The sequence below is a fragment of the Streptomyces sp. NBC_01723 genome (genome assembly GCF_036246005.1).
Taxonomy (GTDB): domain Bacteria; phylum Actinomycetota; class Actinomycetes; order Streptomycetales; family Streptomycetaceae; genus Streptomyces.
Window position 1 is genome coordinate 5,609,343 of the sequence record NZ_CP109171.1, and the last position, 26,168, is coordinate 5,635,510.

The following is a 26,168-nucleotide window of genomic DNA, read 5'->3' on the forward strand; positions in this document are numbered from 1 at the left end:
GATGGGAAATGGACGGCGTACGGGAGGGGCGGGGGGCCGGCCCTGGAGTCGGATCCGCTCTGGAGAGTTCGGATCCTGCGTGGATCGGCCCCTACCGACTGATCGGCCGACTGGGGTCCGGAGGCATGGGCAAGGTCTATCTCGGCCGCTCCCGCACGGGGCACCTGGCTGCGGTCAAGGTGTTGCACGACGCGTTCGCGCAGGACCGGGAGTTCCGTACCCGCTTCGAGCGCGAAATGGCCGCGGTGTCGCGGGTCAGCGGTCATTTCACCGCTGCCGTCCTGACGTCGTCCGACATGGGCGAAGAGCGTCTGTGGATGGCGACCCAGTACGTTCCAGGGCCCTCCCTGAACCAGGCGGTTTCCGCGTTCGGGCCGTTGGCCCCGCCGACACTGCTGGCCCTGTGGCTGGGGTTGCTCGGCGCGTTGGAGTCGATCCATGCGGTGGGCATCGTGCACCGCGACCTCAAACCGTCGAACGTACTGCTCGCAGACGACGGCCCTAGACTGATCGACTTCGGAGTCTCCGCCATCACCGACGAGACCAGACTCACCCGTACGGGAATGGTCGTCGGAACCCCTGGATACATAGCGCCGGAACAGTTGCAGGGCGGCGAGTCGGGACCCCCGAGCGATGTGTTCCTCTTGGCGTGCACGCTGATGTACGCCGCGACGGGTGCCGCCCCGTTCGAGGGGGCGGACCCGCTGGGGGTGATGTATCGGGTCGTCCATGACGAACCCGACCTCAGCCGTGTGCCGGACCAGATCGCCTCACTGATCCGCCCCTGCCTCCACAAGGATCCACTGTCCCGGCCCTCGATCACCGAGCTGATCAACATGCTGCCCGCAGCGGAGACGGACGAGGTGTCCCGGCTGCTGGCCCATGGCAGGTGGCTGCCCGAGGTCATCCGGCGCCAGACGGAGGAACACGCGGGAAAGGTCTTCGAACGGGACGATATGCGCCCGTCCGCCCTGCCCGCGGCGGACCCGGGTCATCACGAGGACGGCGAGCGCGACTCTCACACCGGGACGTTCTCCCAGCAACCACGGTCGCAGCCGGACCCGAGATCGCAACAGGACCACACCATCATCCTGGGCGGTGACGCCCCTGTGCGCGAGCCGGTCCCGGAGCCTCCGACCGTGCCTGCCAACAGTGTGGCCGGACCTCGGAACGGCAGTCCGCCAGGCTCCCCAGTCCCTTATGAGGCCGACGGTCCAGAGCTCGATCCGGCGAACGACATGTCCTTGCGGACCCACACGGTCCCCCTGCCCGCGGACCTGCCACCGCTGCCGCGGATCCCGCGCCGCTCCTGGCGCCGCTGGCTGCCGGGCCGACACGGTACGCGTTGACCGTAGCGGAATTCCCGAAGTCAGGGGCGTGAACGCGCTGGTCAGGGCCCTCTGCTCAGCACTCGATGATGTTCACCGCCAGCCCGCCCCGGGCCGTCTCCTTGTACTTGACGGACATGTCGGCGCCGGTGTCCTTCATGGTCTTGATGACCTTGTCGAGGGAGACCTTGTGGGAGCCGTCGCCGCGCATCGCCATCCGGGCCGCCGTGACCGCCTTCACCGCGGCCATGCCGTTGCGCTCGATGCACGGGATCTGGACGAGGCCGCCGACCGGGTCGCAGGTCAGGCCGAGGTTGTGCTCCATGCCGATCTCGGCGGCGTTCTCCACCTGCTCGGGGGAGCCGCCCAGCACCTCGGCGAGGGCGCCCGCCGCCATCGAGCAGGCGGAGCCGACCTCGCCCTGGCAGCCGACCTCGGCGCCGGAGATGGAGGCGTTCTCCTTGAAGAGCATGCCGATCGCGCCGGCCGCGAGCAGGAAGCGGACCACGCCGTCCTCGTCGGCGCCGGGCACGAAGTTGACGTAGTAGTGCAGGACGGCCGGGATGATGCCCGCCGCGCCGTTCGTCGGGGCGGTGACGACACGGCCGCCGGCCGCGTTCTCCTCGTTCACGGCCATCGCGTAGAGGGTGATCCACTCCATGGCCAGGGCCTGCGGGTCGCCCTCGGAGCGCAGCTTGCGCGCGGTGTTGGCGGCGCGGCGGCGGACCTTCAGGCCGCCGGGGAGTATGCCCTCGCGGGTCATGCCGCGGTCCACGCACGCCCGCATCACCCGCCAGATCTCCAGCAGGCCTTCGCGGATCTCGTCCTCGTCGCGCCAGGCCCGCTCGTTCTCCAGCATCAGGGCGGAGATGGACAGGCCCGTCTCCCGGGCCAGGCGGAGCAGCTCGTCGCCGGTGCGGAAGGGGTACTTGAGCACCGTGTCGTCGAGCACGATGCGGTCCGCGCCCACCGCGTCCTCGTCGACGACGAAGCCGCCGCCGACCGAGTAGTAGGTCTTGGTCAGCACCTCGGCGCCCTCGGCGTCGTACGCCCACAGGGTCATGCCGTTGGCGTGGTAGGGCAGGGTCTCGCGGCGGTGCAGGACCATGTCGTCGTCGTAGGCGAAGGCGATCTCGTGCTCGCCGAGGAGGCGGATGCGGCCCGAGGTCCTGATCGTCTCGACACGGTCGTCGGCCGTCTCCACGTCCACCGTGCGCGGCGAGTCGCCCTCCAGGCCGAGCAGCACCGCCTTGGGGGTGCCGTGGCCGTGTCCGGTGGCGCCGAGCGAGCCGTACAGCTCGGCCCGGACGGAGGCGACGGAGTCCAGCAGCTCCTCGTTGCGCAGGCGGCGGGCGAACATGCGGGCCGCGCGCATCGGGCCGACCGTGTGCGAGCTCGACGGGCCGATGCCGATCGAGAACAGGTCGAAGACCGAGATGGCCACGGGGGTCTCCTCAGAACGGGGGTGGTGCAGAGGGTGGTGCTTCGGGGCGGGGCGCCGGACTCGCTTGTGGCGGGCGCGGCGCCCCGATCACGCGGTGTCTACTTGTTCAGACCCGGGTACAGCGGGTGCTTGTCGGCCAGGGCCTTCACCCGGGCCGCCAGCGCCTCGGCGTCGGCGGCCCCGAAGGGAGAGGGCGCCTTCAGTGCCTCGGCGATCACGTCCGCGACCTCGGCGAAGTCCTCGGCCGTGAAGCCGCGGGTCGCCAGGGCCGGCGTACCGATGCGCAGCCCGGAGGTCACCATCGGCGGACGCGGGTCGTTCGGGACGGCGTTGCGGTTGACCGTGATGCCGACCTCGTGGAGGCGGTCCTCGGCCTGCTGGCCGTCCAGCTCGGAGTCGCGCAGGTCGACCAGGACCAGGTGGACGTCCGTGCCACCGGTCAGGACCGACACGCCCGCCGCCTTCGCGTCGTCCCGCACCAGGCGCTCGGCAAGGATGCGGGCACCCTCCAGCGTACGGGTCTGGCGCTCCTTGAAGTCCTCGCTCGCGGCGACCTTGAAGGCGACGGCCTTGGCGGCGACCACGTGCTCCAGCGGTCCACCCTGCTGACCGGGGAAGACCGCAGAGTTGATCTTCTTGGCCAGCTCGGCCGTGGAGAGGATCACACCGCCGCGCGGGCCGCCCAGCGTCTTGTGCGTGGTGGTCGTCACGACGTGCGCGTGCGGCACCGGGTTCGGGTGCAGGCCCGCCGCGACCAGACCGGCGAAGTGCGCCATGTCGACCATGAGGTACGCGCCGACCTCGTCCGCGACCTTGCGGAAGGCGGCGAAGTCCAGCTGACGCGGGTAGGCGGACCAGCCGGCGACGATCAGCTTCGGCCTGCTCTCCTTGGCGAGCCGCTCCACCTCGGCCATGTCGACCTGGCCGTCGTCACCGACGTGGTACGGGACGACGTTGTAGAGCTTGCCGGAGAAGTTGATCTTCATGCCGTGGGTCAGGTGCCCGCCGTGGGCGAGGTTCAGACCCATGATCGTGTCGCCGGGCTTGAGCAGCGCGAACATCGCGGCGGCGTTGGCCTGGGCGCCGGAGTGCGGCTGCACGTTGGCGTGCTCGGCGCCGAAGAGCGCCTTGACCCGGTCGATGGCGATCTGCTCGACCACGTCGACGTGCTCGCAGCCGCCGTAGTAGCGGCGGCCGGGGTAGCCCTCGGCGTACTTGTTGGTCAGGACCGAGCCCTGGGCCTCCATGACCGCGACGGGCGCGAAGTTCTCGGAGGCGATCATCTCCAGGGTGGACTGCTGGCGGTCCAGCTCGGCGTCGACGGCGGCGGCGACGTCGGGGTCGAGCTCGTGCAGGGGTGTGTTCAGAAGCGACATGCGTCCGTGACTCCTCAGGCGCCGGCGAATGCGGTGTACTCGTCGGCGGAGAGCAGGTCGCCCGGCTCGTCCGTGACCCGGACCTTGAACAGCCAGCCGCCCTCGAAGGGGGCGCTGTTCACCAGCGACGGGTCGTTGACGACGTCCTCGTTGATCTCGGTGACCTCACCGGAGACGGGGGAGTACAGGTCGGAGACGGACTTGGTCGACTCCAGTTCGCCGCAGGTCTCGCCCGCGGACACCGAGTCGCCGACCTCGGGAAGCTGCACGAAGACGACGTCACCGAGCGCGTTGGCCGCGTGCTCCGTGATGCCGACCGTCGAGGCGCCGTCCTCGGCGGCCGACAGCCACTCGTGCTCCTTGCTGTAGCGCAGCTGCTGGGGGTTGCTCATGGCCTGAATTCTCCTGTACGCGGGTGACTGCTGATGAATGGGGGGACTGCTGACACTGCCGTTGAGCAGCAAGGACACGCGCGGGGGTCGGTGGCCCTCCGCCCTCAGTGTCTACTTCTGGCGCTTGTAGAAGGGCAGTGCCACGACCTCGTACGGCTCGTGGCTGCCCCGGATGTCCACGCCCACACCCTCGGTCCCCGGAGCCGCGTGCGCCGCGTCGACGTACGCGATGGCGATCGGCTTGCCCAGCGTGGGGGAGGGGGCGCCGGAGGTGACCTCGCCGACCACCTCGCCGCCGGCGACGACCTGGTACCCGGCGCGCGGGACCCGGCGGCCCTCGGCGACCAGGCCGACCAGCACGCGGGGCGGGTTCTGCTCGGCCTCGGCGGCGGCCCCGGTCAGCGCGGCGCGACCGACGAAGTCGCCCTCCTTCTCGAACTTCACCACCCGGCCGAGCCCGGCGTCGAAGGGCGTCAGGGAGGTGGTCAGCTCGTGCCCGTACAGCGGCATGCCCGCCTCCAGGCGGAGCGTGTCCCGGCAGGACAGGCCGCAGGGGACGAGACCGACGCCCTCGCCCGCCTCGGTCAGCGCCTGCCACAGCTCGACGGCGTGCTCCGGCTTCACGAACAGCTCGAAGCCGTCCTCGCCGGTGTAGCCGGTGCGCGCGATCAGCGCCGGGACGCCGGCCACCGTGCCGGGCAGACCGGCGTAGTACTTCAGGCCGTCCAGGTCGGCGTCGGTGAGGCTCTTGAGGATGCCCGGGGACTCGGGGCCCTGCACGGCGAGCAGCGCGTAGGCGTCGCGGTCGTCGCGCACCTCGGCGTCGAAGCCGGCCGCCCGCTCGGTCAGCGCGTCGAGCACGGTCTGCGCGTTGGAGGCGTTGGCGACGACCATGTAGTGAGAAGAGCCGGCCTCGGCCTCGTCCAGGCGGTAGACGATCAGGTCGTCCAGGATGCCGCCGTCCTCGCGGCAGATCATGGTGTAGCGGGCGCGGCCCGGCTTCACGCCGCCGATGTTGCCGACCAGCGCGAAGTCCAGCAGCGCGGCGGCCTGCGGCCCGGTGACGGTGATCTCGCCCATGTGCGAGAGGTCGAAGAGACCGGCCCGGGTGCGCACCGCGACGTGCTCGTCACGCTCGGAGGCGTAGCGCAGGGGCATGTCCCAGCCGGCGAAGTCGGTCATCGTCGCGCCCAGCGCGCGATGGGTGGCGTCGAGCGCGGTACGGCGGATATTCGAACTGCTCATCGGTCGGTCGTCTCCCAGGACAGGACGGCACGGGCGAGGTCGGTCCTCCCCATCTGTCATCGGAACCTGAGAGGTTCGCCACGACCACCGGAGTACGGCGATCAGGGCTTGCACCTTGGGTGGGGCAGCCGTCGGACGGCGGCCCGCTTTTCAGATGTGCCTCGCCCGCGCGGTAACGGGGGCCTGAGAGATTCAAGGGAGGGACTTGCTCCTTCGGCGCCCCGGCGTGGCCGGGGACTCTCCCGCGCGGATTCAAACGGCCGGTATGCAGTTGGCGCCGCCATCATTGCACGACCGGCCGATTCGTGGCAGACCGTGATCTGTAACCGGCTTGTGGCAGTAAGCGAACGAAATCGCGAGACCTGCGCATTACCTTCTCTTTACACTCGACGGGGATGGGAACTCGTGAACCGCCCCAGGGGAGACGATCACGGTGAACAGGACCACGGCCTACGCCACGACCTCGGGCCTCGCGCTGCCCGAGCAGCCCTCCGCCCCGGCCCCGCAGTCGTGCGCCGAGCGGCCCGCGGCCGTCGTCCGCGACCTGCGCGAGCGGGACGGGCACAGCCCGCACGCCCTGCTCTTCGGACCCCGGGACCTGGTGGTGATCACCGGCCTGCCCGGCAGTGGCAAGTCCACCCTGATGGCGCGCACCGTGCGCGGCCCGCGCATCGACTCCCAGGACACCCGCGACCGCTGGGAGCGCCGCATGCCGGGCTTCCTGCCGTACGCGCTCTACCGCCCCCTGGTCCGCCTCGCCCACTACGCGGGGCTCCGCAAGGCGCTGCGCTCCGGCGAGGGCGTCGTCGTGCACGACTGCGGCACACAGTCCTGGGTGCGCGGCTGGCTGGCCCGGGAGGCCCGCCGCCGCGACGGCACCCTGCACCTGCTGCTCCTCGACGTCGGCGTCGACCAGGCCCTGGCCGGGCAGCGCGAGCGCGGCCGCGGCGTCTCGCGGTACGCGTTCCTGCGGCACCGCGCGGCCAACTCCCGCCTGCTGCACGCCGTGACCGGGGGCGCCCTGCCGGCCGGCTGCACCTCGGCGATCGTGCTGGACCGGGCGGCCGCTAACGCCCTCCGCCGCATCGCCTTCACCGGATGACGGACCGCGGGGAGCCGGGTCGGACGGGTTAGCCTTTTCAGCCAATACAGCGGTACCAGGCAGGCGGTAGGCAGATGGACTTCCCCGGGTTCCCGGCACAGGCACACCCCCACCCGCACGGCGGTTGGCCCGGCAACGAGCTGGAGGAGGTGCTCTCCGCCTCCCTCGGCGTACCGGGCGCCGGCGGGCGGATCGTGGAGGTGCTCGGCCGCAGTGTCCTCTGGGTCCCCCTGCCGAACGGCGGCGGCCCGCACAGCGGCCCCCTCGACCTGCCCTCCCTGGAGATCGACGGCCAGGCGTACGTGCCGGTGTTCAGCTCCGAGGAGCAGCTCCGCCAGGTCGCCGGGGCGCAGATGGCGTACACCGTCGCCCCCGCCGCGGAGTTCGCCCGCGGTCTGCCCCCGCAGATCGGCATCGCCGTGAACCCCGAGGGCGTGGTCGGCATCCCGCTGCCGCCGCCCGCCGTGGCCGAGCTGTGCCGGGCCGGCCGCACCCCGCTGGACGGGCCCGCGTCCGGCGGCCGGGTCCGCCTCTTCGAGCCGGACTGGCAGGACGACCCGGTGGACTTCCTCGCCGCGGCCTCCGCAGAGTTCGCCGCCACCGGCGTGGTGCGCACCGCCCGCCGCTGCCTGGCCGCCGTCGAGACCGCCGACCCGACCCTGTTCGTCGGCGTCGAACTCACCCACTGGGAGGGCGACGCCCGCGCCCTCCCCCTGGACGCCCTGGGCCGCGCCCTCACCGCCGCCCCGCCGACGTGGCCGGTCAACCTGGTCCTCCTGGAGGCCGCCCAGGACCCGGTCTGCGACTGGATGAGGGAAAGGGTCCGCCCCTTCTACGACCGGGACTTGTAAACGCCGGTCAGGGCAGCCAACCCAGGGGCGCGGGGAACTGCGCGACCAGCCACGACGAACCCGCACCCGCCAACGCACACAGCGCCCCCGGCTCATAGGCGCCCCCCACCCCGCGGAGCCGTAAGCTGTTTCCACGACCGGGAACTTCCAGAAAGGGCCACAGACGTGAGCGCCAGCGGCACCACGACCGGGCAGGTCGAGCACATGCTGCGCCAGGTGACGCCCGGGCGCTACGACGCCTATGAGGCCCTGCTGCGCGCGCTCGCCACCCCCACCTCCGGCCAGGTCTGGATGCTGCTGTGGCAGGGCCAGGCCGGCTCCCCGGACGCCCAGTACGGAAACATGGAGGTCGAGGGCTACGGCTACGCGCCGTGCGTCACCTCCGCCCAGGAGCTGTCGGCCAGCGGCTGGAACAGGTCGTACGAGGTGGTCGACGGCCTGGAGGCGGCCCGCGCCCTCTACCCGGACCACTTCGGCCTCTGGCTCAACCCGCACGCCCCCGGCGGCGGCGTCGGCATCCCCTGGCCGGACCTGCGCCGGATCGCCTCCGGCCTGGACCGCCAGCCCGCCGGACCCCTGCGGCTGTCCGAACCGGCCATCGAGATCCCCCAGTTCTACGCCCTGCTCACGCAGAACGCCCACCGCACCCCGGCGGTCCGCGCGCTGCGCCGCGCCTGGGTGCAGCCCGCGCTCGGGGCGCCGTACCTCGCCATCGGTCTCGAGGTCTACGACGCCTCCCCGCCGGCCGTCGACGCGGTGCGCGCGATGATGCAGCAGTCCGTCGGCGCGGTGCCGGACGGGCTCGCGGTGTCGACGGTGGCGATGACCGACGTCCACGACCCGGTCGCCATGTGGCTGCGCGCCCACGCCCGTCCGTTCTACGACCGCGAGGCCCACGCCCCCGCCCCCGCGCAGGCGCCGGTGGGCGGGTACGGATACCCTCCGGCCGGGGGCCGGTACTGACGGTCGCGGGTCCGGCCCGGCGTGACCGGTGGCGATCTTCGCGCGTAGATGAGGGCGCAAAGCGCCGTCTTGTCCCCTCTGTCCCAACTCGTCCGTGTCCGGCCCCCGTTACCCACTGTCCGGATAACGGAACACCTCGAACAGCATCACGGTTGCGCATCCATTCACCGTCAAGTCTGGCTACAGATCGCCAAAGCGTTGAAGACTCCCGCAACAAGGGGTGGATGCTCGCCCCTTTGTACGACGGACGGATCACGCCGCTACAGCGGCAAGTGCGGGCCGGCTACCGCCGGTTGAGAGGGGTCCCTGCCAGATGACGGCACCATTGCACGAGCCGACCGCGGAAGCGGCCCCGAGTGCGGCCGAGGAAGCGGCGGTTGCCGGCGCCGAAGCCAAGGCGGTACAGGGGCGTTCCCTTGGCAGGATCGCCTGGGAGCGCCTGAAGCGGGACAAGCTCGCCCTGACGGGCGGTGTCGTCGTGCTCCTACTCGTCGTGGTCGCGATCTTCGCGCCCTTGATCACCAACATCGTCGGGCAGGACCCGGACGTCTACCACGAGGACCTGATCGACCCGCTGTTCGGCACGCCCAGGGGGTCACTCGGCGGCATCAGCGGCGACCACTGGTTCGGCGTCGAGCCGGTCAACGGCCGCGACATCTTCGCCCGCATCGTCCACGGCGCCCGGATCTCGCTGCTCGTCGGCTTCCTGTCCGCGATCGTCGCCGTGATCATCGGAACCGTCCTGGGTGTGCTCGCCGGCTTCTTCGGCGGCTGGGTCGACGCCCTGATCAGCCGGGTCATGGACGGCCTGCTGGCCTTCCCGCAGCTGCTCTTCATCATCGCGCTGGTCTCGGTGATGCCGAACGAGATGCTGGGACTCAGCGGCACGGGCGTGCGCCTCTTCGTGATGATCCTCGTCATCGGCTTCTTCGGCTGGCCCTACATCGGGCGCGTGGTGCGTGGCCAGACGCTCTCCATGCGTGAACGGGAGTACGTGGAGGCCGCCCGGTCCCTGGGGGCCGGACGCTTCTACATCCTGTTCAAGGAACTGCTGCCCAACCTGGTGGCCCCGATCATCGTGTACACGACGATGATGATCCCCACCAACATCCTCACCGAGGCGGCACTCAGCTTCCTGGGTGTGGGCGTCAAGCCGCCCACGTCGTCCTGGGGGCAGATGCTCTCGAGCGCGATCGACTACTACCAGTCGGATCCCATGTACATGGTGATCCCCGGTCTGGCGATCTTCATCACCGTTCTTGCCTTCAACCTCTTCGGAGACGGCGTACGCGATGCGCTGGACCCGAAGGGCTCCCGCTGACCTGCCGTACCGGCAAGCGACCCGTGGCACCTGCACGGGGTCTCTCATCTAATCCGGAGGATCCGAGATCGTGACTACCCAACGCACCTCAGGGCGGCGCAAGCAGGCCATGGCCGCTGCCGCAGTGGTCGCCGCGCTGCTGACCACGGCGGCGTGCGGCGGCGGTGACAGCGACGGCGAGGGGTCGAAGAACGGCGCGGCCGGCTTCGACGCCGCGAACAACAAGATCGCCCAGGCCGACCAGGCCAAGAAGGGCGGCGAGCTGAAGTTCGCCAGCGTCCAGGACGCCGACTCGTGGGACACCACCCGCGGCTACTACGGCTTCATGTGGAACTTCTCGCGGTACTACTCCCGCCAGCTCGTGACGAACACGCCGGCGCCGGGTGAGAAGGGCGCGGGCGTCACCCCCGACCTCGCCACCGACGTCGCCAAGGTCTCGGACGACGGCAAGACCTATACGTACACCCTGCGTGACGGCGTCACCTGGGAGGACGGCAAGCCGATCACCTCCAAGGACATCAAGTACGGCATCGAGCGCGTGTGGGCACAGGACGTCCTCTCCGGCGGTCCGACGTACCTCAAGGAGGTGCTCGACCCCGAGGACAAGTACCAGGGCCCCTACAAGGACAAGTCCGCGGACAAGCTGGGTCTGAAGGCGATCGAGACGCCGGACGACAAGACCATCGTCTTCAAGCTCCCGCAGGCCAACTCGGACTTCGAGGAGATGCTCGCGCTGACCTCGGCGTCCCCGGTCCGCCAGGACAAGGACACCAAGTCCAAGTACGGCCTGAAGCCGTTCTCCTCCGGCCCGTACAAGTTCCAGTCCTACAACCCGGGCAAGGACCTCACCCTGGTCCGCAACACCTCGTGGAAGCAGGACTCGGACCCGGTCCGCAAGGCGTACCCGGACAAGATCACGATCAAGTTCTTCACCAACGCCAACGAGCTGGACCAGCGTCTGATCGCCGGCGACTACGACATCGACCTGGCCCAGACCGGCCTGTCGCCCCAGGGCCGCACCACCGCCCTGAAGCAGCACAAGGGCAACGTCGACAACCCGGTCTCCGGCTACATCCGCTACGCGGTCTTCCCGCAGAGCGTGAAGCCGTTCGACAACATCCACTGCCGCAAGGCCGTGCTCTACGGGGCCGACCACGTCTCGCTCCAGACCGCGCGCGGTGGCCCGCAGGCCGGTGGCGACATCGGCACCAACATGCTGCCGCCGGCGGTGCCGGGCTCCGAGGGCCAGAAGTACGACCCGTACGAGATGGCCGGTGCCAACAAGAAGGGCAACGTCGCCAAGGCCAAGGAAGAGCTGAAGGCCTGCGGCAAGCCCAACGGCTTCAAGACCACCATCGCGGTCCGCAACAACAAGCCGGTCGAGGTGGCCACCGCCGAGTCGCTCCAGGCGTCGCTGAAGAAGATCGGCATCACGGTCGACATCGACCAGTACGACGGTTCGCAGACCGCCGGCATCATCGGCAGCCCTTCGAACGTGGTCAAGAAGAACTACGGCATCATCATCATGGGCTGGGGCCCCGACTTCCCGTCGGTCCAGGGCTACGGTCTCCCGCTGTGGAGCAGCGACTACATCCTCGAGAGCGGTAACAACAACTACGCGCTCATCAAGGACAAGGAGATCGACGGCCTGTTCGACAAGTACGTCACCACCCTGGACGACACCGGCAAGGCGGACATCGCCAAGCAGATCAACCACAAGGTGATGGAGGGCGGTTACTACCTGCCCTTCGTCTTCGAGAAGTTCATCAACTGGCGCTCCAGCCGACTGGCGAACGTCTACACGACCGACGGCTACAGCGGTATGTACGACTTCGTCAACCTCGGCCTGAAGTCCTCGAAGTAACCGGTACACCCGCCGTACGGCACGAAAGGCAGGTGAAGGCCGGCGCGGCGTGACCGCGGGCCGCCGGAAGACCTCCGGCGGCCCGCGATCCGCGGCGGGCCGTAAGCTGTGCTCGCTTACCTCATCAGGCGGCTGTTCGCCGCCGTAGTGATGCTCGTGGTCATCATCCTGGTGGTCTTCGGCATCTTCTTCCTCGTCCCCAAGTGGGCGGGCGTCGACATCGCCACGAGCTTCGTGGGCAAGCAGGCCGACCCGGCCTCCGTCGAAGCGGTGCGGCAGAAGCTGGGTCTGGGCGACCCGATCTTCGTCCAGGCCTGGGAGTTCTTCAAGGGCATCTTCGCGGGCCGGACCTACGCGGGCGGCGGCGACGTCACCCAGTGCTCCGCCCCCTGCTTCGGCTACTCCTTCCGCAGCGAACAGGCCGTCTGGCCGGTGCTGACCGAGCGATTCCCGGTGACCCTGGCTCTCGCGCTCGGTGCGGCCGTGCTGTGGCTGATCTTCGGTCTGGCGGCGGGTGTGCTCTCCGCGCTCAAGCGGGGCACCCTGTGGGACCGCGGTGCGATGGTCGTCGCGCTCGCGGGCGTCTCCCTCCCCATCTACTTCACCGGTCTGCTCAGCCTCGCGATCTTCTCCCACAGCCTGGGCTGGATCAACGCGGAGTTCGTCCCGCTGGACGAGAGTCTGTCCGGCTGGTTCGGCGGCATGATCCTGCCCTGGATCACCCTGGCCTTCCTGTACGCCGCGATGTACGCCCGGATCACCCGGGCGACCATGATGGAGATCCTCGGTGAGGACTACATCCGCACGGCGCGGGCCAAGGGCCTCAAGGAGGTGGTCGTCATCCGCAAGCACGCGATGCGGTCCACCCTGACCCCGCTGCTGACCATGCTCGGCATGGACCTCGGCGCCCTCATGGGCGGCGCGATCCTGACCGAGACCACGTTCAGCCTCCCCGGCCTCGGCCAGAAGGTGCTGGACGCGATCCAGAACCAGGACCTGCCCTTTATCCTGGGTGTCGTCCTGATCACTTCTCTCGCGGTGCTGATCGCCAACCTCGTGGTGGACGTCCTGTACGCCGTGATCGACCCCCGAGTGAGGCTCGCATGACCGAACTCAGCAAGAGCGGGGCGGCCGTGGGCGAGCCCACCGCCACCTCGCCCGCTCCGAAGGCATTCCTGGAAGTGCGCGACCTCAAGGTGCACTTCCCCACCGACGACGGTCTGGTCAAGTCGGTCGACGGGCTCAGCTTCCAGCTGGAGAAGGGCAAGACCCTCGGCATCGTCGGCGAGTCCGGCTCCGGCAAGTCGGTGACCTCGCTCGGCATCATGGGCCTGCACACCGCCGGCCAGTACGGCAAGCGCAAGGCCCGGATATCCGGCGAGATCTGGCTGGACGGCACCGAGCTGCTCTCCGCCGACCCGGACCACGTGCGCAAGCTGCGCGGCCGGAACATGGCGATGATCTTCCAGGACCCGCTGTCCGCGCTGCACCCGTACTACACGATCGGGCAGCAGATCGTGGAGGCGTACCGCATCCACCACGACGTGGACAAGAAGACCGCCAAGCGCCGCGCCGTCGAGATGCTCGACCGCGTCGGCATCCCGCAGCCGGACAAGCGGGTGGACAGCTACCCGCACGAGTTCTCCGGCGGTATGCGCCAGCGCGCGATGATCGCCATGTCGCTGGTCAACAACCCCGAGCTGCTCATCGCGGACGAGCCGACCACCGCCCTGGACGTGACCGTCCAGGCGCAGATCCTGGACCTGATCCGGGATCTGCAGAAGGAGTTCGGCTCCGCGGTCATCATCATCACCCACGACCTGGGCGTCGTCGCCGAACTGGCCGACGACCTCCTGGTGATGTACGGCGGCCGGTGCGTCGAGCGGGGTCCGGCGGAGAAGGTGTTCTACGAGCCCCGGCACCCCTACACCTGGGGCCTGCTCGGCTCGATGCCGCGCCTCGACCGCGACCAGCAGGAACGCCTCATCCCGGTCAAGGGCTCCCCGCCCTCCCTCATCAACCTCCCGTCCGGCTGCGCCTTCAACCCGCGCTGCCCGTACGCCGACGTGCCCAAGGACGACGTCACGCGTACGGTCCGCCCGGAGCTGTCCGAGGTCGGCAGCAGGCACTGGGCGGCCTGCCACATGTCGCAGGAGCAGCGGGAGCGTATCTGGACCGAAGAGATTGCGCCGAAGCTGTGAGTGACAAAGCGAAGGCAGAGGACACAGCGGTGACCATCCCCGCACAGAGCAGCGGCGCCACCCTCACCAAGGACGCCGCCCCCGGCGAGACCCTGCTGAAGGTCACCGGGCTGCAGAAGCACTTCCCGATCAAGAAGGGCCTGCTGCAGCGCCAGGTCGGCGCCGTGCGCGCCGTCGACGGCATCGACTTCGAGGTCCGCGCCGGTGAGACCCTCGGCGTCGTGGGCGAGTCGGGCTGCGGCAAGTCGACCATGGGCCGGCTCATCACCCGGCTGCTCGAACCGACCGCGGGCAAGGTCGAGTTCGAGGGCAAGGACATCACCCACCTCGGGGTCGGCGGGATGCGTCCGCTGCGCCGCGACGTGCAGATGATCTTCCAGGACCCGTACTCCTCGCTGAACCCGCGCCACACCATCGGCACGATCGTCAGCGCCCCCTTCAAGCTCCAGGGCGTCGAGCCCGAGGGCGGGGTCAAGAAGGAGGTCCAGCGGCTGCTGTCGGTGGTCGGCCTCAACCCCGAGCACTACAACCGCTACCCGCACGAGTTCTCCGGCGGCCAGCGCCAGCGCATCGGCATCGCCCGCGCGCTCGCGCTCAACCCGAAGATGGTCGTGGCGGACGAGCCGGTGTCCGCCCTGGACGTGTCGATCCAGGCGCAGGTCGTCAACCTGCTCGACGACCTCCAGACCGAGCTGGGTCTGACGTACGTGATCATCGCGCACGACCTGTCCGTCGTCCGGCACGTCTCGGACCGGATCGCGGTGATGTACCTCGGCAAGATCATGGAGCTGGCCGACCGCGACCTGCTCTACAAGTCGCCGATGCACCCGTACACCAAGGCCCTGATGTCGGCGGTGCCGATTCCGGACCCGGCGCGCCGCGGTGCCAAGAGCGAGCGCATCCTGCTCAAGGGCGACGTGCCCTCGCCGATCGCGCCGCCGAGCGGCTGCCGGTTCCACACCCGGTGCTGGAAGGCGACGCAGATTTGCACCACCACCGAGCCGCCGCTCAAGGAGCTGCGTCCCGGCCAGCAGGTGGCCTGCCACCACCCGGAGAACTTCGAGGACCAGGCCCCGCAGGACGTCGTCCTGCTCACGGCCGCCAAGGAGGCGGCGGAGCTGGTGTCGGAGGACGCCCTCGCGGAGTCGGCGGCGACCTCGGCGGCCGTGGCCGCGGAGGTCGAGGCGATCGCCGAGGCCGAAGAGGCGTCCGCCGAGGCTGAAGAGGCGTCCGCCGAGGCTGAAGAGGCGTCCGCCGAGGCCGAAGAGGCGTCCGCCGAGGCCACCAGCACCGAGGCCACCTCCGAGGCCACCGACGAGGAGCCTCCCGCCAAGGAGAAGTGACCCGTCCGTCGACGAGCCCCCGCCCTCACTCGTGAGGCGGGGGCTCGTCGGCGGGTGAGAATGGCCGGGTGTACGAGGAACTCTTCAGCCCCACCGTCCAGCACACACTCGACCTGATCGGCATCTTCGTCTTCGCCATCTCCGGCGCGCTGCTGGCCGTACGCAAGAACTTCGACGTGTTCGGCATCGCCGTCCTCGCCGAGGTCACCGCCCTGGGCGGCGGGCTGTTCCGGGACCTGGTCATCGGGGCGGTGCCGCCCGCCGCGTTCACGGACCTGGGGTACTTCGTCACCCCGCTGCTCGCCACGGTGCTGGTCTTCTTCCTCCACCCCCACGTGGAGCGCCTCCAGAACGGCGTGAACATCTTCGACGCGGCCGGTCTCGGCCTGTTCTGCGTCGCCGGCACCACCAAGGCGTACGACTACGGGCTCGGCCTGACCGCCTCCGCCTGCCTGGGCCTGGCCACCGCGGTCGGCGGCGGCGTCCTGCGCGACGTGCTCGCCAACGAGGTGCCCTCACTCCTGCGCTGGGACCGCGACCTGTACGCCGTCCCGGCCATCGTCGGCTCCGCGATGGTCGCCCTGTGCATCCGCTACGAGGCCCTCACCCCGTTCACCAGCGCACTCGCGGTCGTCACCGCCTTCGTCCTGCGGCTGCTCGCGCTGCGCTTCCACTGGCGGGCCCCCCGCGCCTGGAACCGGCGGTCGACGGTGGTGGAGGGGGAGTGACCGTCAGGGCCTGTCCGGCACGTCCCTGTCCGGCATGTCCTTGATGAAGACGACGCCCTCGATCGTGTCCAGGTGGGCGGGATCGAGCGGGGCGTAGCCGAACCAGGGGGACACCCGGGGCGCGGGCCGCGGGTCGCCGAGGGCGGAGGCCAGCCGTCCGGCGTCCACGACGCAGCGGTCCTCCGGCAGCGCGTACAGGTGGCCTTCGAGGGTGCCGGGCGGGGGAGTGTCCACACCCTGGTGGCGGATCGTGCCGAGGGCCGTGGCCACGAAGGCGTACTCCGCGCCGAGCCGGGCGCTCACCAGCGCACCGGCGCTCCACCACGCCACCGGCCCCTGCCACATGCGCATCGAGCTCCTCTCGCGCTGGAGGTGGGAGTTGTGGGCGTGGACCAGCACCCGGCCGCGCTCCGCGAGCGCGAGGAGGTTGCCGGCCATCATCCGGTCCCGCACGCCGAGCAGCCGGTTCATCCGGGCCGGGGAGGCGTCGGCCATCCAGCGGTGGTAATCCAGCAGTCCGGTCGCGGTACGCCCGTACAGCCGCGCCCGGTCCCAGTCGTCCCGCGAGGCCGTCGCGAGCAGGTGCGGCGTCTGCTCGTCGAGGAGCGCCACCAGGTCGTGGGCGAGGGCCCGCAATTCCCCGGCCTCGGCCGACCGCCCCACCGAACGCGCCGGGTCCGTCATCGCCGCGGGCTCGGTCCACCGGTCGTCGGCGCCGAGCAGGCGGTCGAGCGTCCCGGCGGTGCAGGGGAGCAGGCCGGGGCCGACGTGTGCCGACAGGTGGTCGTGGAGCGCGGTGACGGCCCGCCGGGGGCTCGCGGCGCCGGTGATCTCCAGCGGGCCGTCGAGACCGGCGAAGCGCACCCGCTCGGCCGGGGGCCGGCCTTCGTTGTACGCGCGCATCCAGCGCACGAGGTCACGGTTGGCGTCGGAGGAGCCGAGGCCGTGGCTGAAGCCGTGCTCCATCGCGTCGTCGAGCGTGCCGGCGCCCGAGGTGACGTAGTCGTCCACGACCAGGCCGGCCAGGCAGTCGCTCTCGATCGCGAGGGTCCGGTAGCCCTCCTGCTCGACGAGCTGCCGGAAGAGATCGTTGCGCACGTCGAGGAGGGTGTCCTCGCCGTGGGTGGGCTCGCCCAGGGCGAGCACGCGGGGCCGGGCCGGGAGCATGCCCAGGACGGCAGCGGCGTCCGCGGGAAGCGTGATGTCCTTGATGCCAGTAGCCATGCACTAAACCGTATCGCTGAACTTCCGGTTGAGAGTTGGCCGCGATATCGTCCAGTGCGTGGCGCAAAACCCTCAAAGTCGGGGAAAGCTCAGGCCCGTCGATCTGGCCCGCGGGCACGGTCTGTCCACGCAGGCGGTCAGGAATTACGAGGAGGCCGGCATCCTTCCGGCCGCCGACCGCACGGCCCACGGCTACCGCACCTACACCCCGCTGCACGCGCGGGCGCTGGACGCCTTCCTCGCCCTGCTGCCCGGCCACGGCCACCGGACGGCGACCGCGGTCATGCGGGCGGTGAACGAGGGCGCGACGGCCGAGGCGTTCCGGCTGATCGACGAGAGCCACGCGCAGTTGCTCGACGACCGGCGGACCCTGGAGGCCGTCGAGGGCGCGCTGCGGGACCTCGGGCGGCCGGGGTCCGGTGTCACCGCCACCACCACCGCCGCCACCACCACCACCGCCGCCACCGCCGCCACCGCCGTGACGTCCGCGCCCGCGGGCAGGTTCGTCGGGCCACTCGCCCGGGAGCTGGGCATCCGGCCCGCGACCCTGCGCAAGTGGGAGCGTGCCGGGCTGGTGCGTCCGAGCCGCGACCCGCTGACCGGCTACCGGGTCTACGGAGAGGCCGACGTACGGGACGCCAAGCTGGCGCACCAGCTCAGGCGCGGCGGCTACCCGCTGGCACGGATCGCGCCGGTGATCGAGCAGGTGCGGTCGGCCGGCGGACTGGAGCCCCTGGAGGCCACCCTGCGCGACTGGCACGACCGCCTCTCCGCCCGCGGCAGGGCGCTGCTGGCCGGGGCCGCGGAACTGGAGGCGTACCTGCGGGCACGGGAGGAGCGGGCGTGAAGCCGCAGCCGTGCGGCCGCACGCATGAGGCAGGGAAAAGCTACCGCTTAGTAGTTCCCTGTTGTACCGTGCAGCCATGTCAGAAGCAGCCTCCGCCCCGGCCGTAGCGGCCACCGTCGGCGACAGCGAGTTCGACCGGGACACCCACGTCACCCGGCGCGCCCCCGGCGTCTACGACATCGACCTCTCCGCCGGCTGGACGATCATCAACGCCGTCAACGGCGGCTACCTGCTGGCCGTCCTGGGCCGCGCCCTGGGCGACGCCCTCCCGCATCCGGACCCCTTCACGGTCTCGGCGCACTACCTGACCGCCTCGCACCCGGGCCCCGCGGTCGTGCGCACCGAGACCGTCCGCGCGGGACGCGGCCTCTCCACGGGGCAGGCATCCCTCTTCCAGTACGACGACGAGGGCAACGAGGTCGAGCGCATCCGCGTCCTCGCCTCCTACGGCGACCTCGACACGCTGCCCGACGACGTCCGCACCTCCGTGAAGCCGCCCGCGATCCCGCCGGTCGAGCACTGCTTCGGCCCGGAGGACGGCCCCGCCCCCGTCGACGGCAGCTCCGCCATCGCCGACCGGCTGAAGCTGAAGCTCGACCCCGCCACGCTGGGCTGGGCGCTCGGACAGCCTTCGGGCCGGGGCGAGATGCGCGCCTGGTTCGGGCTGGCCGACGGCCGCGACGCCGACCCGCTCTCGCTGCTCCTCGCGGTGGACGCGCTGCCCCCCACCGCCTTCGAGATGGGGCTGAAGGGCTGGGTGCCCACGGTCGAGCTGACCGTGCACGTGCGGTGCCGCCCGGCGCCGGGCCCACTGCGGGTCTCCATCACCACCCGCAACCTCGCCGGCGGCTTCCTGGAGGAGGACGGCGAGGTCTGGGACAGCGCCGACCGCCTGGTCGCCCAGTCCCGGCAGCTGGCCCGGGTCCGGCTCGCCTGACCCGCGCCGCGTCGGCCGCCCGGCGCTCCGGCCGCGGCGGTTCGGTCAGTCCAGCCAGTGCCGGCGGCCGACGCTGATCAGCCGCAGTTGGCGCGTCGCCGTCTCCGCGGCGCGCCTGCGCTCCTCCTCGGGGGCGTCCAGGGCCTCCAGGAACAGCGAGGCCGTGATCAGCATCTGGTCGACGTAGAGGCCGGCCAGCATCCGCAGGTCCGCTTCGCTCCAGCCCGCGGACTCCGCGTCCTTGGCCAGCTCGGCCTGCACCTCCTCGGCGAACCGGGCCAGTTGCTCCCGTATCGCCTCGCGCACCGGCTGCACGCCGCCGTGCCGCTCACGGGCGACGAACCGGACGTGCGCCGGGTGCGCGGCCACATGCCCGGCGATCAACTCGACCGCGCGGGCGATGCGTTCGTCACTGTCCTCGGCCGGAGACACCGTCGTCCGGATCATCGGATGCAGGCTGCCCAGCGCCTCCTCGACCAGTGCCACCCCCAGGTCCGCCGTGGAGCGGAAGTGCCGGTAGAAGGCGGTCGGGGCGACGCCCACGGCGCGGGTGACCTCGCGCAGACCCAGGCTGCTCAGGCTCTGCTCCTCCAGCAGCCCGAGCGCCGCGTCCAGGAGCGCCTGCCGGGTCTTGCGCTTCTGGGCCTGCCGAACGCCGGGAGTGTGACTCATACCATGCAGTTAACAACTGTTCTCTGGAATTGGAAAGCGGTGTGGAGCGCTAGACTGGGTAGTCAGTGAACAACTGTAACCAGAGATTGGGGGGATCCGCGCACCATGATCTTTCTCGTTGTCGCACTGCTGCTCCTCGGTGTGGTGCTGGGCACCGTCGCCCACGCGCCGCTCACCTTCTCCGTCGCCGTCGGCCTGGTCATCGCCGTCTGGCTCGGCGTCTTCGCGATCCGCGAGCGGCACGGCCGCCGACGGAGCACCTCCGCCCACTGACGCACGGTAGGGAGAACCTCATGCAGCTCACCGCACCGGCCAACCGCTCCACCCGCCCCACCGGCATCCGGGACACCGACGGCATGGCCGTCGCTTCCTTCGTCCTCGGCCTGCTCGGCCTGCTCGTCCTCAACGTCTTCCTGGGCCCGATCGCCATCGCCCTGGCCTCGGTCGCCCTGTGGCGCGGCACCGCCCGCCGCGGCCGGGCCCTCCTCGGTCTCGGCCTGGGCGTCGCCGACCTGCTGGTCCTGGTGGCGTTCATGGCCACGGACAACACGATGTCGTGGAGTATGTGAACCGGCCAACCTTGCCCTGAGGCCGGGCGCGAGGGCCCCGTAGAATCGGCCTCACCATGGCTTACCTCGACCACGCCGCGACCACCCCGATGCTTCCCGAGGCGGTCGAGACACTCACCGCGCACCTGGGCGTCACCGGCAACGCCTCCTCGCTCCACGCGTCCGGCCGCCGTGCGCGGCGCACCGTCGAGGAGGCCCGCGAGACCCTCGCCGAAGCGCTCGGCGCCCGCCCCAGCGAGGTGGTCTTCACCTCCGGCGGGACCGAGGCCGACAATCTCGCCGTCAAGGGCCTGTACTGGGCCCGGCGCGACGCCGACCCGGCCCGCACCCGGGTGCTGGCCAGCCCCGTCGAACACCACGCGGTCCTCGACGCGGTGCACTGGCTGGGCGAGCACGAGGGCGCCCGGGTCGAGTACCTGCCCGTGGACGCCCACGGCCGCGTGCACCCCGACACGCTGCGCGAGGCCGTCGCCCGCAACCCCGACGACGTCGCCCTCGCCACCGTCATGTGGGCCAACAACGAGATCGGCACCATCCTGCCGGTCCGTGAACTCGCCGACGTGGCCGCCGAGTTCGGCGTACCGCTGCACGCCGACGCGGTCCAGGCTGTCGGCCAGCTCCCGGTCGACTTCGCCGCCTCCGGGCTCGCCGCGATGACCGTTTCCGGCCACAAGATCGGCGGCCCCTACGGCATCGGCGCGCTGCTCCTCGGCCGCGAGTACACCCCGGTGCCCGTCCTGCACGGCGGCGGCCAGGAACGCCACGTCCGCTCCGGCACCCTCGACGTCCCCGCCATCGCCTCCTTCGCGGTCGCCGGACGCCTCGCCGCCGAGCAGCGCGAGTGGTTCGCCCGCGAGATCGGCGCCCTGCGCGACGACCTGGTCGACGCCGTCCGCACGGCGGTCCCGGACGCCATCCTCGGCGGCGATCCGGCACCGGAGGGGCGCCTGCCGGCCAACGCCCACTTCACCTTCCCCGGCTGCGAGGGCGACTCCCTGCTGCTCCTGCTCGACGCCCAGGGCATCGAGTGCTCCACCGGCTCCGCCTGCACGGCGGGCGTCGCCCAGCCCAGCCATGTCCTGCTGGCCACCGGCACCGACCCCGACCTGGCCCGCGGCACCCTGCGCTTCTCCCTCGGCCACACCTCCACGGAGGCCGACGTGGAGGCGCTCGGCAAGGCGATCGGACCCGCGGTGGAGCGGGCGCGGGCGGCCGGGCTGACGTAGGCCCGCGAGCCGGGCGGCCTACGCCCCGGACCGGGACGGACTGGGTGACGGGGTGCTCGTGGCCGCCCGGCGCACCAGCTTCATGTACCGCTCCCAGTCCCAGTGCGGGCCCGGGTCGGTGTGGTCGGTGCCCGGCACCTCCACGTGGCCGATGATGTGCTCGCGGTCCAGGGGTATGTCGTACCGCGCGCAGATGCCCGCCGTCAGCCGCGCGGAGGCGGCGTACATCGCGTCGGTGAAGTCCTGCGGGCGGTCCACGAAGCCCTCGTGCTCGATGCCGACACTGCGTTCGTTGTAGTCGCGGTTGCCCGCGTGGTACGCCACGTCCAGCTCGCGGATCATCTGGGTGACGCCCCCGTCCTGGCCCACGATGTAGTGCGTGGCCGCCTGGTGCCCCGGGTCCTGGAACGCCTTCACCGCGCTGTCGAAACTGCCCTGCGTCACATGCACGATCACCATGTCGACGCCGAAGTCGTCCGGCCGGTCGGCCCGCCGCCAGTTCGCGTCCGCCGCCGCCACCCAGCGCGCGCCGGAGTAGTCGACCGCGCCCTCCTCGCGGGGCCGCTCGACGCCCGGCACCCGCCACCACAGCCGGGCCAGCTCGTCGCGGGCCAGCACGGCCGTGCCCACGGCCGCGGCGGCACCGCCGACGATCAGCGCGCGCCGGCCGATCCGCCGGTCCGCGTCGCCGGACCCGCCCGCCGACCCGTCCGCGGACCCACTCGTGGATTCGTGCTTCGCCCCCATGCGATCTTCAACGCATACTCGCGCGCTCCGGTTCCCGCCCTCCCCTTACTCTGGAAGGGTTATGACTGACACCCCGCAGCGCACCCGTCCCCTTCGCGTCCTCGCCGCCATGTCGGGCGGGGTCGACTCCGCCGTCGCCGCCGCCCGCGCGGCCGAGGCGGGGCACGACGTGACCGGCGTCCACCTCGCGCTCTCCGCGAACCCGCAGTCCTTCCGCACCGGCGCCCGGGGCTGTTGCACCATCGAGGACTCACGCGACGCCCGCCGCGCCGCGGACGTCATCGGCATCCCGTTCTACGTGTGGGACCTCGCCGACCGGTTCCGCGAGGACGTGGTCGAGGACTTCGTCGCCGAGTACGAGGCCGGCCGCACCCCGAACCCGTGCCTGCGCTGCAACGAGAAGATCAAGTTCGCCGCGCTGCTCGACAAGGCGCTGGCCCTCGGCTTCGACGCCGTCTGCACCGGCCACTACGCCAAGGTGATCCTGCGCGAGGACGGCGTCCGCGAACTGCACCGCGCCTCCGACATGGCCAAGGACCAGAGCTACGTCCTCGGCGTGCTGGACGACCGGCAGCTCGCCCACGCGATGTTCCCGCTCGGCGACACGCTCACCACCAAGGACGAGATCCGCGCGGAGGCGGAGCGCAGGGGCCTCGCGGTGGCCAAGAAGCCCGACTCGCACGACATCTGCTTCATCGCGGACGGCGACACCCAGGGCTTCCTCGCCGACCGCCTCGGCCGCGCCGAGGGCGACATCGTCGACGAGGCGGGCAACCGGCTCGGCACCCACGAGGGCGCCTACGGCTACACCATCGGCCAGCGCAAGGGGCTCCGGATCGGCACCCCGGCCCCCGACGGCAAGCCGCGCTACGTCCTGGACATCTCGCCCGTGGACAACACCGTCACGGTCGGCCCGGCCGCGGCGCTGGACGTCGACGCCCTCCGCGCGATCAAGCCCCGCTGGTGCGGCGCCGCCCCCGTCGGCCCCGGCACCTACACGGCCCAGCTGCGCGCCCACGGCGGCGAGACCGAGGTGCGGGCCGAGCTGGTCGACGACGCACTGGAGGTGTCCTTCGCGGAGCCGGTGCGCGGCGTCGCCCCCGGCCAGGCGATCGTGCTGTACGACGGCACACGCGTGGTGGGCTCGGCGACGATCGCCTCCACCACGCGCGCGACCGCCGGCGCGGCCTGAACACGGAGCCCGTCGTCCGGACCGAAGCCACCGGAGACAACCGGCGTCGTCCCCTGGGGCCCGCCCGGGCTCACTGACCCAGGAACTCCGTCAGCACCGGCGCCAGTACGCCCGGCTCCACCATGTGGGCCTGTCCCGCCACGGTGCCGTAGGTGCCGCGCGGTGCCGCGTCGGCGACCGCCCGGGCCGCCTCGTGCCACCAGGCGTCGCTCGCGCCGCCCGCGAGGGCCAGCAGGGGAGCGGTGATCGAGGCGATCCCGGCCTCCGGGACCCGGCTGTCGCCCATCACCGCGTCGTCGTACGCCAGACTCGGCGCGACCGACTCCATGCCCGCCCACATCGGCGACTGCCGGGCGCCCCGGATCATGTCCTCGCCCAGGCCGGTCCGGCGCAGGAACAGCTCCACCGCGTCCCCGCGCCGGTCCTTGCCGAGCGCCTCGGCGAGCCCCTCGGTGTACTCCGCGGCGGACCGCGCCGCGGCGTCGTCCATCGCGTACGGCACCTCGTACACGGCGACCCGGCGCACCGGCAGCCCGCTCGCCGCCGCGCGGAGCGCCAGCGCGCCGCCCGACGACATGCCGTAGAGACTCGCCTCGCCGCCCACCGCCTCGATCAGGGCGGCCAGGTCCTCGATCTCGCGCTCGACCGCGTAGGGGGCCGTGTCGCCGCTCCCGCCGCGGCCCCGGCGGTCGTACACGGTGACGTCGAAGCGGTCCGACAGCTCCGCTGCCAGGGGCGCGGTCGTGGCGCCCGTCGACATCGCGCCGCTGACGAGGACCACCGCGGGTCCCCGCCCGCTGCGTTCGTAGGCGATGCGCGTGCCGTCGCGCGAAAGGGTGTTCTTCTCCATGTCTGTGCAGAGTGCCCCAATGCACGCGATTAACCGCTCAGGACACGGACGGCTCAGGAGACCTCGACGTCGTAGAAGCAGAGGTGGTCCTTGATCTCCGCCACCTCCGTCTTCGGGTCCGGGTACGCCCAGACCAGGTCGGCCGCCTCGGGCAGCGACCAGTAGGACGCGTCGCCCTTGAAGGGGCAGTGCGTCCGGGTGCCGGAGGGCGTCAGCAGGTCGAGCCGTACGTCCTCGGCCGGGATGTAGAAGCGGTCCGGACAGCCCGTCTCGTGCAGGACCAGCGCCTTGTCGCTCTCCGCCAGGACCCGGCCGCCGTGCACCGCGCGCACGTGCCGGTCGCTCGGCTCCACGGTGATGATGTGTCCCTTGGTCACGTCGTCCTCCTCGGACAGTGGGTTCGGTCACTTCAGCGCGTCCGGAAGCCGGGTTCTTCCCCGCCGGGCGCCGAACGTACCGTTGCCCCATGAACATCTGCGTCTTCCTCTCCGCCGCGGACCTCGACGCGCGCTACACCGGCCCCGCGAAGGAGTTCGCCGAACTCCTCGGCAAGGGCGGCCACACCCTCGTCTGGGGCGGCTCCGACGTCGGCCTGATGAAGGTGGTCGCCGACGGCGTGCAGGGGGCCGGAGGGCGGCTGCTGGGTGTCTCGGTGGACTTCCTGGCCGCCAAGGCGCGCGAGGGCGCCGACGAGATGGTGATCGCGGGGGACCTCGCCGAGCGCAAGCGGCTGCTGCTGGAGAAGGCCGACGCCGTGGTGATCATGGTCGGCGGCACCGGCACCCTCGACGAGGCGACGGAGATCCTGGAGCTGAAGAAGCACGGGCACACCGACAAGCCGGTCGTCCTGCTCAACACGGCCGGCTTCTACGACGGCCTCAAGGAGCAGTTCCGCCGCATGGAGGACGAGGGCTTCCTGCCCCGCCCCCTGGCCGAGCTGGTCTTCTTCGCCGAGGAGCCGGTCGGCGCGCTGGCCTACCTGGAGGAGAGCCAGGGCATCGAGTAGCCCCCCGGTGGTGCGAGCATGGCGGCATGGCTACACATGTGATCACCGGAGCGGGCTCCGGCATCGGCGCGGCCGTCACCCGCCGCCTGCACGAGCGCGGCGACGAAGTCGTCCTGCATGCGCGCGACGCGGGCCGCGCCAAGGAACTGGCGGCCGCCTACCCCGGTGCGAAGACGCTGGTCGGCGATCTGGCCGACCCGGAGAAGCTCTCCTGGGCCTTCTCGCACCAGACGCTGCCCGAGCGCGTGGACTCGCTGCTGCACATCGCCGGCGTCGTCGACCTCGGACCGGTCGGCGACCTCACCCCGAAGACCTGGCGCCACCAGCTGGCCGTGAACCTCGTCGCCCCCGCCGAGCTGACCCGCCTCTTCCTGCCCCAGCTCCGGGTCGCCCAGGGCCAGGTGCTGTTCGTCAACTCCGGTTCCGGCCTCAACGCCCACGCCGGCTGGTCGGCGTACGGCGCCTCCAAGCACGGCCTCAAGGCGCTCGCCGACGCCCTGCGCCAGGAGGAGCACGCGAACGGCGTCCGCGTCACCTCCGTCTACCCGGGCCGCACCGCCAGCCCGATGCAGGCCAAGGTCCACCAGCAGGAGGGCAAGGAGTACGACGCGTCGCGGTGGATCGACCCCGAGTCGGTCGCCACGACCATCCTGACGGCCCTCGACCTCCCGAGGGACGCCGAGATCAACGACCTCACGGTCCGCCCGGGAAGGTGACGCCGGCGGGGTGTTCCGTAGGCT

Annotated in this window: 27 protein-coding genes and 2 riboswitches; of the genes, 18 read left to right on the forward strand and 9 right to left on the reverse strand. The window is 71.2% G+C overall.

What is annotated here, in order from left to right:
* Positions 1 to 8 precede the first annotated feature (8 nt).
* The gene (locus OIE75_RS26110) at positions 9 to 1,349 is read left to right on the forward strand and encodes a serine/threonine-protein kinase (RefSeq protein ID WP_329474060.1); all 1,341 of its coding nucleotides are present in this window, start codon (positions 9 to 11) and stop codon (positions 1,347 to 1,349) included.
* Positions 1,350 to 1,404: 55 nt separating this feature from the next.
* Here OIE75_RS26110 and OIE75_RS26115 read toward each other — a convergent pair whose 3' ends face one another.
* The 4 genes from OIE75_RS26115 to gcvT form a co-directional block, all read right to left on the reverse strand.
* A complete protein-coding gene (locus OIE75_RS26115) occupies positions 1,405 to 2,772 on the reverse strand; it encodes an L-serine ammonia-lyase (RefSeq protein ID WP_329472279.1) in 1,368 nt (455 codons plus the stop codon).
* 98 nt (positions 2,773 to 2,870) lie between these two features.
* Positions 2,871 to 4,148 (reverse strand): serine hydroxymethyltransferase, encoded by a 1,278-nt coding sequence (gene glyA, locus OIE75_RS26120; protein ID WP_307015202.1) that lies wholly within the window; start codon positions 4,146 to 4,148, stop codon positions 2,871 to 2,873.
* Between the two features lie 14 nt (positions 4,149 to 4,162).
* Positions 4,163 to 4,540: a glycine cleavage system protein GcvH gene (gene gcvH, locus OIE75_RS26125; RefSeq protein ID WP_122617587.1), complete on the reverse strand. Its 378-nt coding sequence runs from the start codon at positions 4,538 to 4,540 to the stop codon at positions 4,163 to 4,165.
* A gap of 111 nt (positions 4,541 to 4,651) precedes the next feature.
* Positions 4,652 to 5,785 (reverse strand): glycine cleavage system aminomethyltransferase GcvT, encoded by a 1,134-nt coding sequence (gcvT, locus tag OIE75_RS26130; RefSeq protein WP_307015203.1) that lies wholly within the window; start codon positions 5,783 to 5,785, stop codon positions 4,652 to 4,654.
* Between the two features lie 43 nt (positions 5,786 to 5,828).
* Positions 5,829 to 5,945: riboswitch (glycine riboswitch) on the reverse strand.
* A riboswitch (glycine riboswitch) is annotated at positions 5,946 to 6,040 on the reverse strand. It lies immediately after the preceding riboswitch.
* Between the two features lie 178 nt (positions 6,041 to 6,218).
* Here gcvT and OIE75_RS26135 point away from each other — a divergent pair.
* The 9 genes from OIE75_RS26135 to OIE75_RS26175 all read left to right on the forward strand — a co-directional run bounded on the left by OIE75_RS26135 (position 6,219) and on the right by OIE75_RS26175 (position 16,158).
* A complete protein-coding gene (locus OIE75_RS26135; RefSeq protein WP_307015204.1) occupies positions 6,219 to 6,887 on the forward strand; it encodes an AAA family ATPase in 669 nt (222 codons plus the stop codon).
* Between the two features lie 74 nt (positions 6,888 to 6,961).
* Complete coding sequence (locus OIE75_RS26140) at positions 6,962 to 7,738, forward strand: enhanced serine sensitivity protein SseB (protein ID WP_307015205.1); 777 nt, start codon at positions 6,962 to 6,964, stop codon at positions 7,736 to 7,738.
* A 165-nt stretch (positions 7,739 to 7,903) separates the two neighbouring features.
* Positions 7,904 to 8,701 carry an enhanced serine sensitivity protein SseB C-terminal domain-containing protein gene (locus OIE75_RS26145; protein ID WP_329472280.1) on the forward strand — a complete coding sequence of 266 codons (798 nt, stop codon included), beginning with the start codon at positions 7,904 to 7,906 and terminating at the stop codon, positions 8,699 to 8,701.
* A 313-nt stretch (positions 8,702 to 9,014) separates the two neighbouring features.
* Positions 9,015 to 10,022, forward strand: a complete 1,008-nt coding sequence (locus tag OIE75_RS26150; protein ID WP_122617592.1) for an ABC transporter permease — start codon at positions 9,015 to 9,017, stop codon at positions 10,020 to 10,022.
* A gap of 70 nt (positions 10,023 to 10,092) precedes the next feature.
* Positions 10,093 to 11,886: an ABC transporter substrate-binding protein gene (locus tag OIE75_RS26155; RefSeq protein WP_307015207.1), complete on the forward strand. Its 1,794-nt coding sequence runs from the start codon at positions 10,093 to 10,095 to the stop codon at positions 11,884 to 11,886.
* A gap of 108 nt (positions 11,887 to 11,994) precedes the next feature.
* On the forward strand, positions 11,995 to 12,993 hold the full coding sequence (locus tag OIE75_RS26160) for an ABC transporter permease (RefSeq protein ID WP_307015208.1): 999 nt from the start codon (positions 11,995 to 11,997) through the stop codon (positions 12,991 to 12,993).
* Entirely contained in the window at positions 12,990 to 14,087 is a 1,098-nt protein-coding gene (locus OIE75_RS26165; protein ID WP_307015209.1) for an ABC transporter ATP-binding protein, read from the forward strand. Before OIE75_RS26160 ends, OIE75_RS26165 begins: the two co-directional genes overlap by 4 nt.
* 29 nt (positions 14,088 to 14,116) lie before the next feature.
* Positions 14,117 to 15,430, forward strand: a complete 1,314-nt coding sequence (locus OIE75_RS26170) for an ABC transporter ATP-binding protein (RefSeq protein WP_329472281.1) — start codon at positions 14,117 to 14,119, stop codon at positions 15,428 to 15,430.
* Between the two features lie 68 nt (positions 15,431 to 15,498).
* Entirely contained in the window at positions 15,499 to 16,158 is a 660-nt protein-coding gene (locus OIE75_RS26175; RefSeq protein ID WP_122617597.1) for a trimeric intracellular cation channel family protein, read from the forward strand.
* Positions 16,159 to 16,161: 3 nt separating this feature from the next.
* Here the strand turns inward: OIE75_RS26175 and OIE75_RS26180 are convergent, their stop codons facing one another.
* The gene (locus OIE75_RS26180) at positions 16,162 to 17,382 is read right to left on the reverse strand and encodes an erythromycin esterase family protein (RefSeq protein ID WP_329472282.1); all 1,221 of its coding nucleotides are present in this window, start codon (positions 17,380 to 17,382) and stop codon (positions 16,162 to 16,164) included.
* A gap of 58 nt (positions 17,383 to 17,440) precedes the next feature.
* Here OIE75_RS26180 and OIE75_RS26185 point away from each other — a divergent pair, with 58 nt between their 5' ends.
* Both OIE75_RS26185 and OIE75_RS26190 read left to right on the forward strand, forming a co-directional pair.
* Positions 17,441 to 18,229: a TioE family transcriptional regulator gene (locus OIE75_RS26185; RefSeq protein WP_329472283.1), complete on the forward strand. Its 789-nt coding sequence runs from the start codon at positions 17,441 to 17,443 to the stop codon at positions 18,227 to 18,229.
* Between the two features lie 76 nt (positions 18,230 to 18,305).
* The gene (locus tag OIE75_RS26190; RefSeq protein ID WP_329472284.1) at positions 18,306 to 19,166 is read left to right on the forward strand and encodes a thioesterase family protein; all 861 of its coding nucleotides are present in this window, start codon (positions 18,306 to 18,308) and stop codon (positions 19,164 to 19,166) included.
* 45 nt (positions 19,167 to 19,211) lie between these two features.
* On the opposite strand, the gene OIE75_RS26195 is transcribed toward OIE75_RS26190, so the two are convergent.
* Positions 19,212 to 19,838, reverse strand: a complete 627-nt coding sequence (locus tag OIE75_RS26195) for a TetR family transcriptional regulator (protein ID WP_307015214.1) — start codon at positions 19,836 to 19,838, stop codon at positions 19,212 to 19,214.
* A gap of 105 nt (positions 19,839 to 19,943) precedes the next feature.
* Here OIE75_RS26195 and OIE75_RS26200 point away from each other — a divergent pair, with 105 nt between their 5' ends.
* The 3 genes from OIE75_RS26200 to OIE75_RS26210 are packed head-to-tail and all read left to right on the forward strand — an operon-like array spanning position 19,944 to position 21,633.
* The gene (locus OIE75_RS26200) at positions 19,944 to 20,111 is read left to right on the forward strand and encodes a hypothetical protein (RefSeq protein ID WP_122617602.1); all 168 of its coding nucleotides are present in this window, start codon (positions 19,944 to 19,946) and stop codon (positions 20,109 to 20,111) included.
* Positions 20,112 to 20,131: 20 nt separating this feature from the next.
* A complete protein-coding gene (locus OIE75_RS26205; protein WP_307015215.1) occupies positions 20,132 to 20,407 on the forward strand; it encodes a DUF4190 domain-containing protein in 276 nt (91 codons plus the stop codon).
* Between the two features lie 56 nt (positions 20,408 to 20,463).
* A complete protein-coding gene (locus tag OIE75_RS26210) occupies positions 20,464 to 21,633 on the forward strand; it encodes a cysteine desulfurase family protein (RefSeq protein ID WP_307015216.1) in 1,170 nt (389 codons plus the stop codon).
* A gap of 18 nt (positions 21,634 to 21,651) precedes the next feature.
* Here the strand turns inward: OIE75_RS26210 and OIE75_RS26215 are convergent, their stop codons facing one another.
* Entirely contained in the window at positions 21,652 to 22,380 is a 729-nt protein-coding gene (locus OIE75_RS26215) for an N-acetylmuramoyl-L-alanine amidase (RefSeq protein WP_329472285.1), read from the reverse strand.
* 61 nt (positions 22,381 to 22,441) lie between these two features.
* Between OIE75_RS26215 and mnmA the strand changes: the two genes are divergently transcribed.
* Positions 22,442 to 23,572, forward strand: a complete 1,131-nt coding sequence (gene mnmA / locus OIE75_RS26220; RefSeq protein WP_329472286.1) for a tRNA 2-thiouridine(34) synthase MnmA — start codon at positions 22,442 to 22,444, stop codon at positions 23,570 to 23,572.
* A gap of 70 nt (positions 23,573 to 23,642) precedes the next feature.
* On the opposite strand, the gene OIE75_RS26225 is transcribed toward mnmA, so the two are convergent.
* Both OIE75_RS26225 and OIE75_RS26230 read right to left on the reverse strand, forming a co-directional pair.
* On the reverse strand, positions 23,643 to 24,422 hold the full coding sequence (locus OIE75_RS26225; protein WP_307015218.1) for an alpha/beta fold hydrolase: 780 nt from the start codon (positions 24,420 to 24,422) through the stop codon (positions 23,643 to 23,645).
* A 53-nt stretch (positions 24,423 to 24,475) separates the two neighbouring features.
* Complete coding sequence (locus tag OIE75_RS26230) at positions 24,476 to 24,799, reverse strand: DUF427 domain-containing protein (protein ID WP_307015219.1); 324 nt, start codon at positions 24,797 to 24,799, stop codon at positions 24,476 to 24,478.
* Positions 24,800 to 24,888: 89 nt separating this feature from the next.
* On the opposite strand from OIE75_RS26230, the gene OIE75_RS26235 reads away from it, so the two are divergent.
* Together OIE75_RS26235 and OIE75_RS26240 are read left to right on the forward strand one after the other, a co-directional pair.
* Entirely contained in the window at positions 24,889 to 25,428 is a 540-nt protein-coding gene (locus tag OIE75_RS26235; RefSeq protein ID WP_329472287.1) for a TIGR00730 family Rossman fold protein, read from the forward strand.
* 26 nt (positions 25,429 to 25,454) lie between these two features.
* Positions 25,455 to 26,144 carry an SDR family oxidoreductase gene (locus tag OIE75_RS26240; RefSeq protein WP_307015221.1) on the forward strand — a complete coding sequence of 230 codons (690 nt, stop codon included), beginning with the start codon at positions 25,455 to 25,457 and terminating at the stop codon, positions 26,142 to 26,144.
* The last annotated feature ends 24 nt before the right edge of the window (positions 26,145 to 26,168 follow it).

Excerpts from the sequence above, each read along its gene's own strand:
- OIE75_RS26210 (WP_307015216.1), top strand. The coding sequence starts at position 20,464 with ATGGCTTACCTCGACCACGCCGCGACCACCCCGATGCTTCCCGAGGCG.
- OIE75_RS26195 (WP_307015214.1), bottom strand. The coding sequence starts at position 19,838 with ATGAGTCACACTCCCGGCGTTCGGCAGGCCCAGAAGCGCAAGACCCGG.
- glyA (WP_307015202.1), bottom strand. The coding sequence starts at position 4,148 with ATGTCGCTTCTGAACACACCCCTGCACGAGCTCGACCCCGACGTCGCC.
- mnmA (WP_329472286.1), top strand. The coding sequence starts at position 22,442 with ATGACTGACACCCCGCAGCGCACCCGTCCCCTTCGCGTCCTCGCCGCC.
- OIE75_RS26140 (WP_307015205.1), top strand. The coding sequence starts at position 6,962 with ATGGACTTCCCCGGGTTCCCGGCACAGGCACACCCCCACCCGCACGGC.
- OIE75_RS26180 (WP_329472282.1), bottom strand. The coding sequence starts at position 17,382 with ATGGCTACTGGCATCAAGGACATCACGCTTCCCGCGGACGCCGCTGCC.
- OIE75_RS26165 (WP_307015209.1), top strand. The coding sequence starts at position 12,990 with ATGACCGAACTCAGCAAGAGCGGGGCGGCCGTGGGCGAGCCCACCGCC.
- OIE75_RS26190 (WP_329472284.1), top strand. The coding sequence starts at position 18,306 with ATGTCAGAAGCAGCCTCCGCCCCGGCCGTAGCGGCCACCGTCGGCGAC.
- OIE75_RS26225 (WP_307015218.1), bottom strand. The coding sequence starts at position 24,422 with ATGGAGAAGAACACCCTTTCGCGCGACGGCACGCGCATCGCCTACGAA.
- gcvT (WP_307015203.1), bottom strand. The coding sequence starts at position 5,785 with ATGAGCAGTTCGAATATCCGCCGTACCGCGCTCGACGCCACCCATCGC.
- OIE75_RS26215 (WP_329472285.1), bottom strand. The coding sequence starts at position 22,380 with ATGGGGGCGAAGCACGAATCCACGAGTGGGTCCGCGGACGGGTCGGCG.
- OIE75_RS26205 (WP_307015215.1), top strand. The coding sequence starts at position 20,132 with ATGCAGCTCACCGCACCGGCCAACCGCTCCACCCGCCCCACCGGCATC.
- OIE75_RS26200 (WP_122617602.1), top strand. The coding sequence starts at position 19,944 with ATGATCTTTCTCGTTGTCGCACTGCTGCTCCTCGGTGTGGTGCTGGGC.
- gcvH (WP_122617587.1), bottom strand. The coding sequence starts at position 4,540 with ATGAGCAACCCCCAGCAGCTGCGCTACAGCAAGGAGCACGAGTGGCTG.
- OIE75_RS26150 (WP_122617592.1), top strand. The coding sequence starts at position 9,015 with ATGACGGCACCATTGCACGAGCCGACCGCGGAAGCGGCCCCGAGTGCG.
- OIE75_RS26235 (WP_329472287.1), top strand. The coding sequence starts at position 24,889 with ATGAACATCTGCGTCTTCCTCTCCGCCGCGGACCTCGACGCGCGCTAC.
- OIE75_RS26110 (WP_329474060.1), top strand. The coding sequence starts at position 9 with ATGGACGGCGTACGGGAGGGGCGGGGGGCCGGCCCTGGAGTCGGATCC.
- OIE75_RS26240 (WP_307015221.1), top strand. The coding sequence starts at position 25,455 with ATGGCTACACATGTGATCACCGGAGCGGGCTCCGGCATCGGCGCGGCC.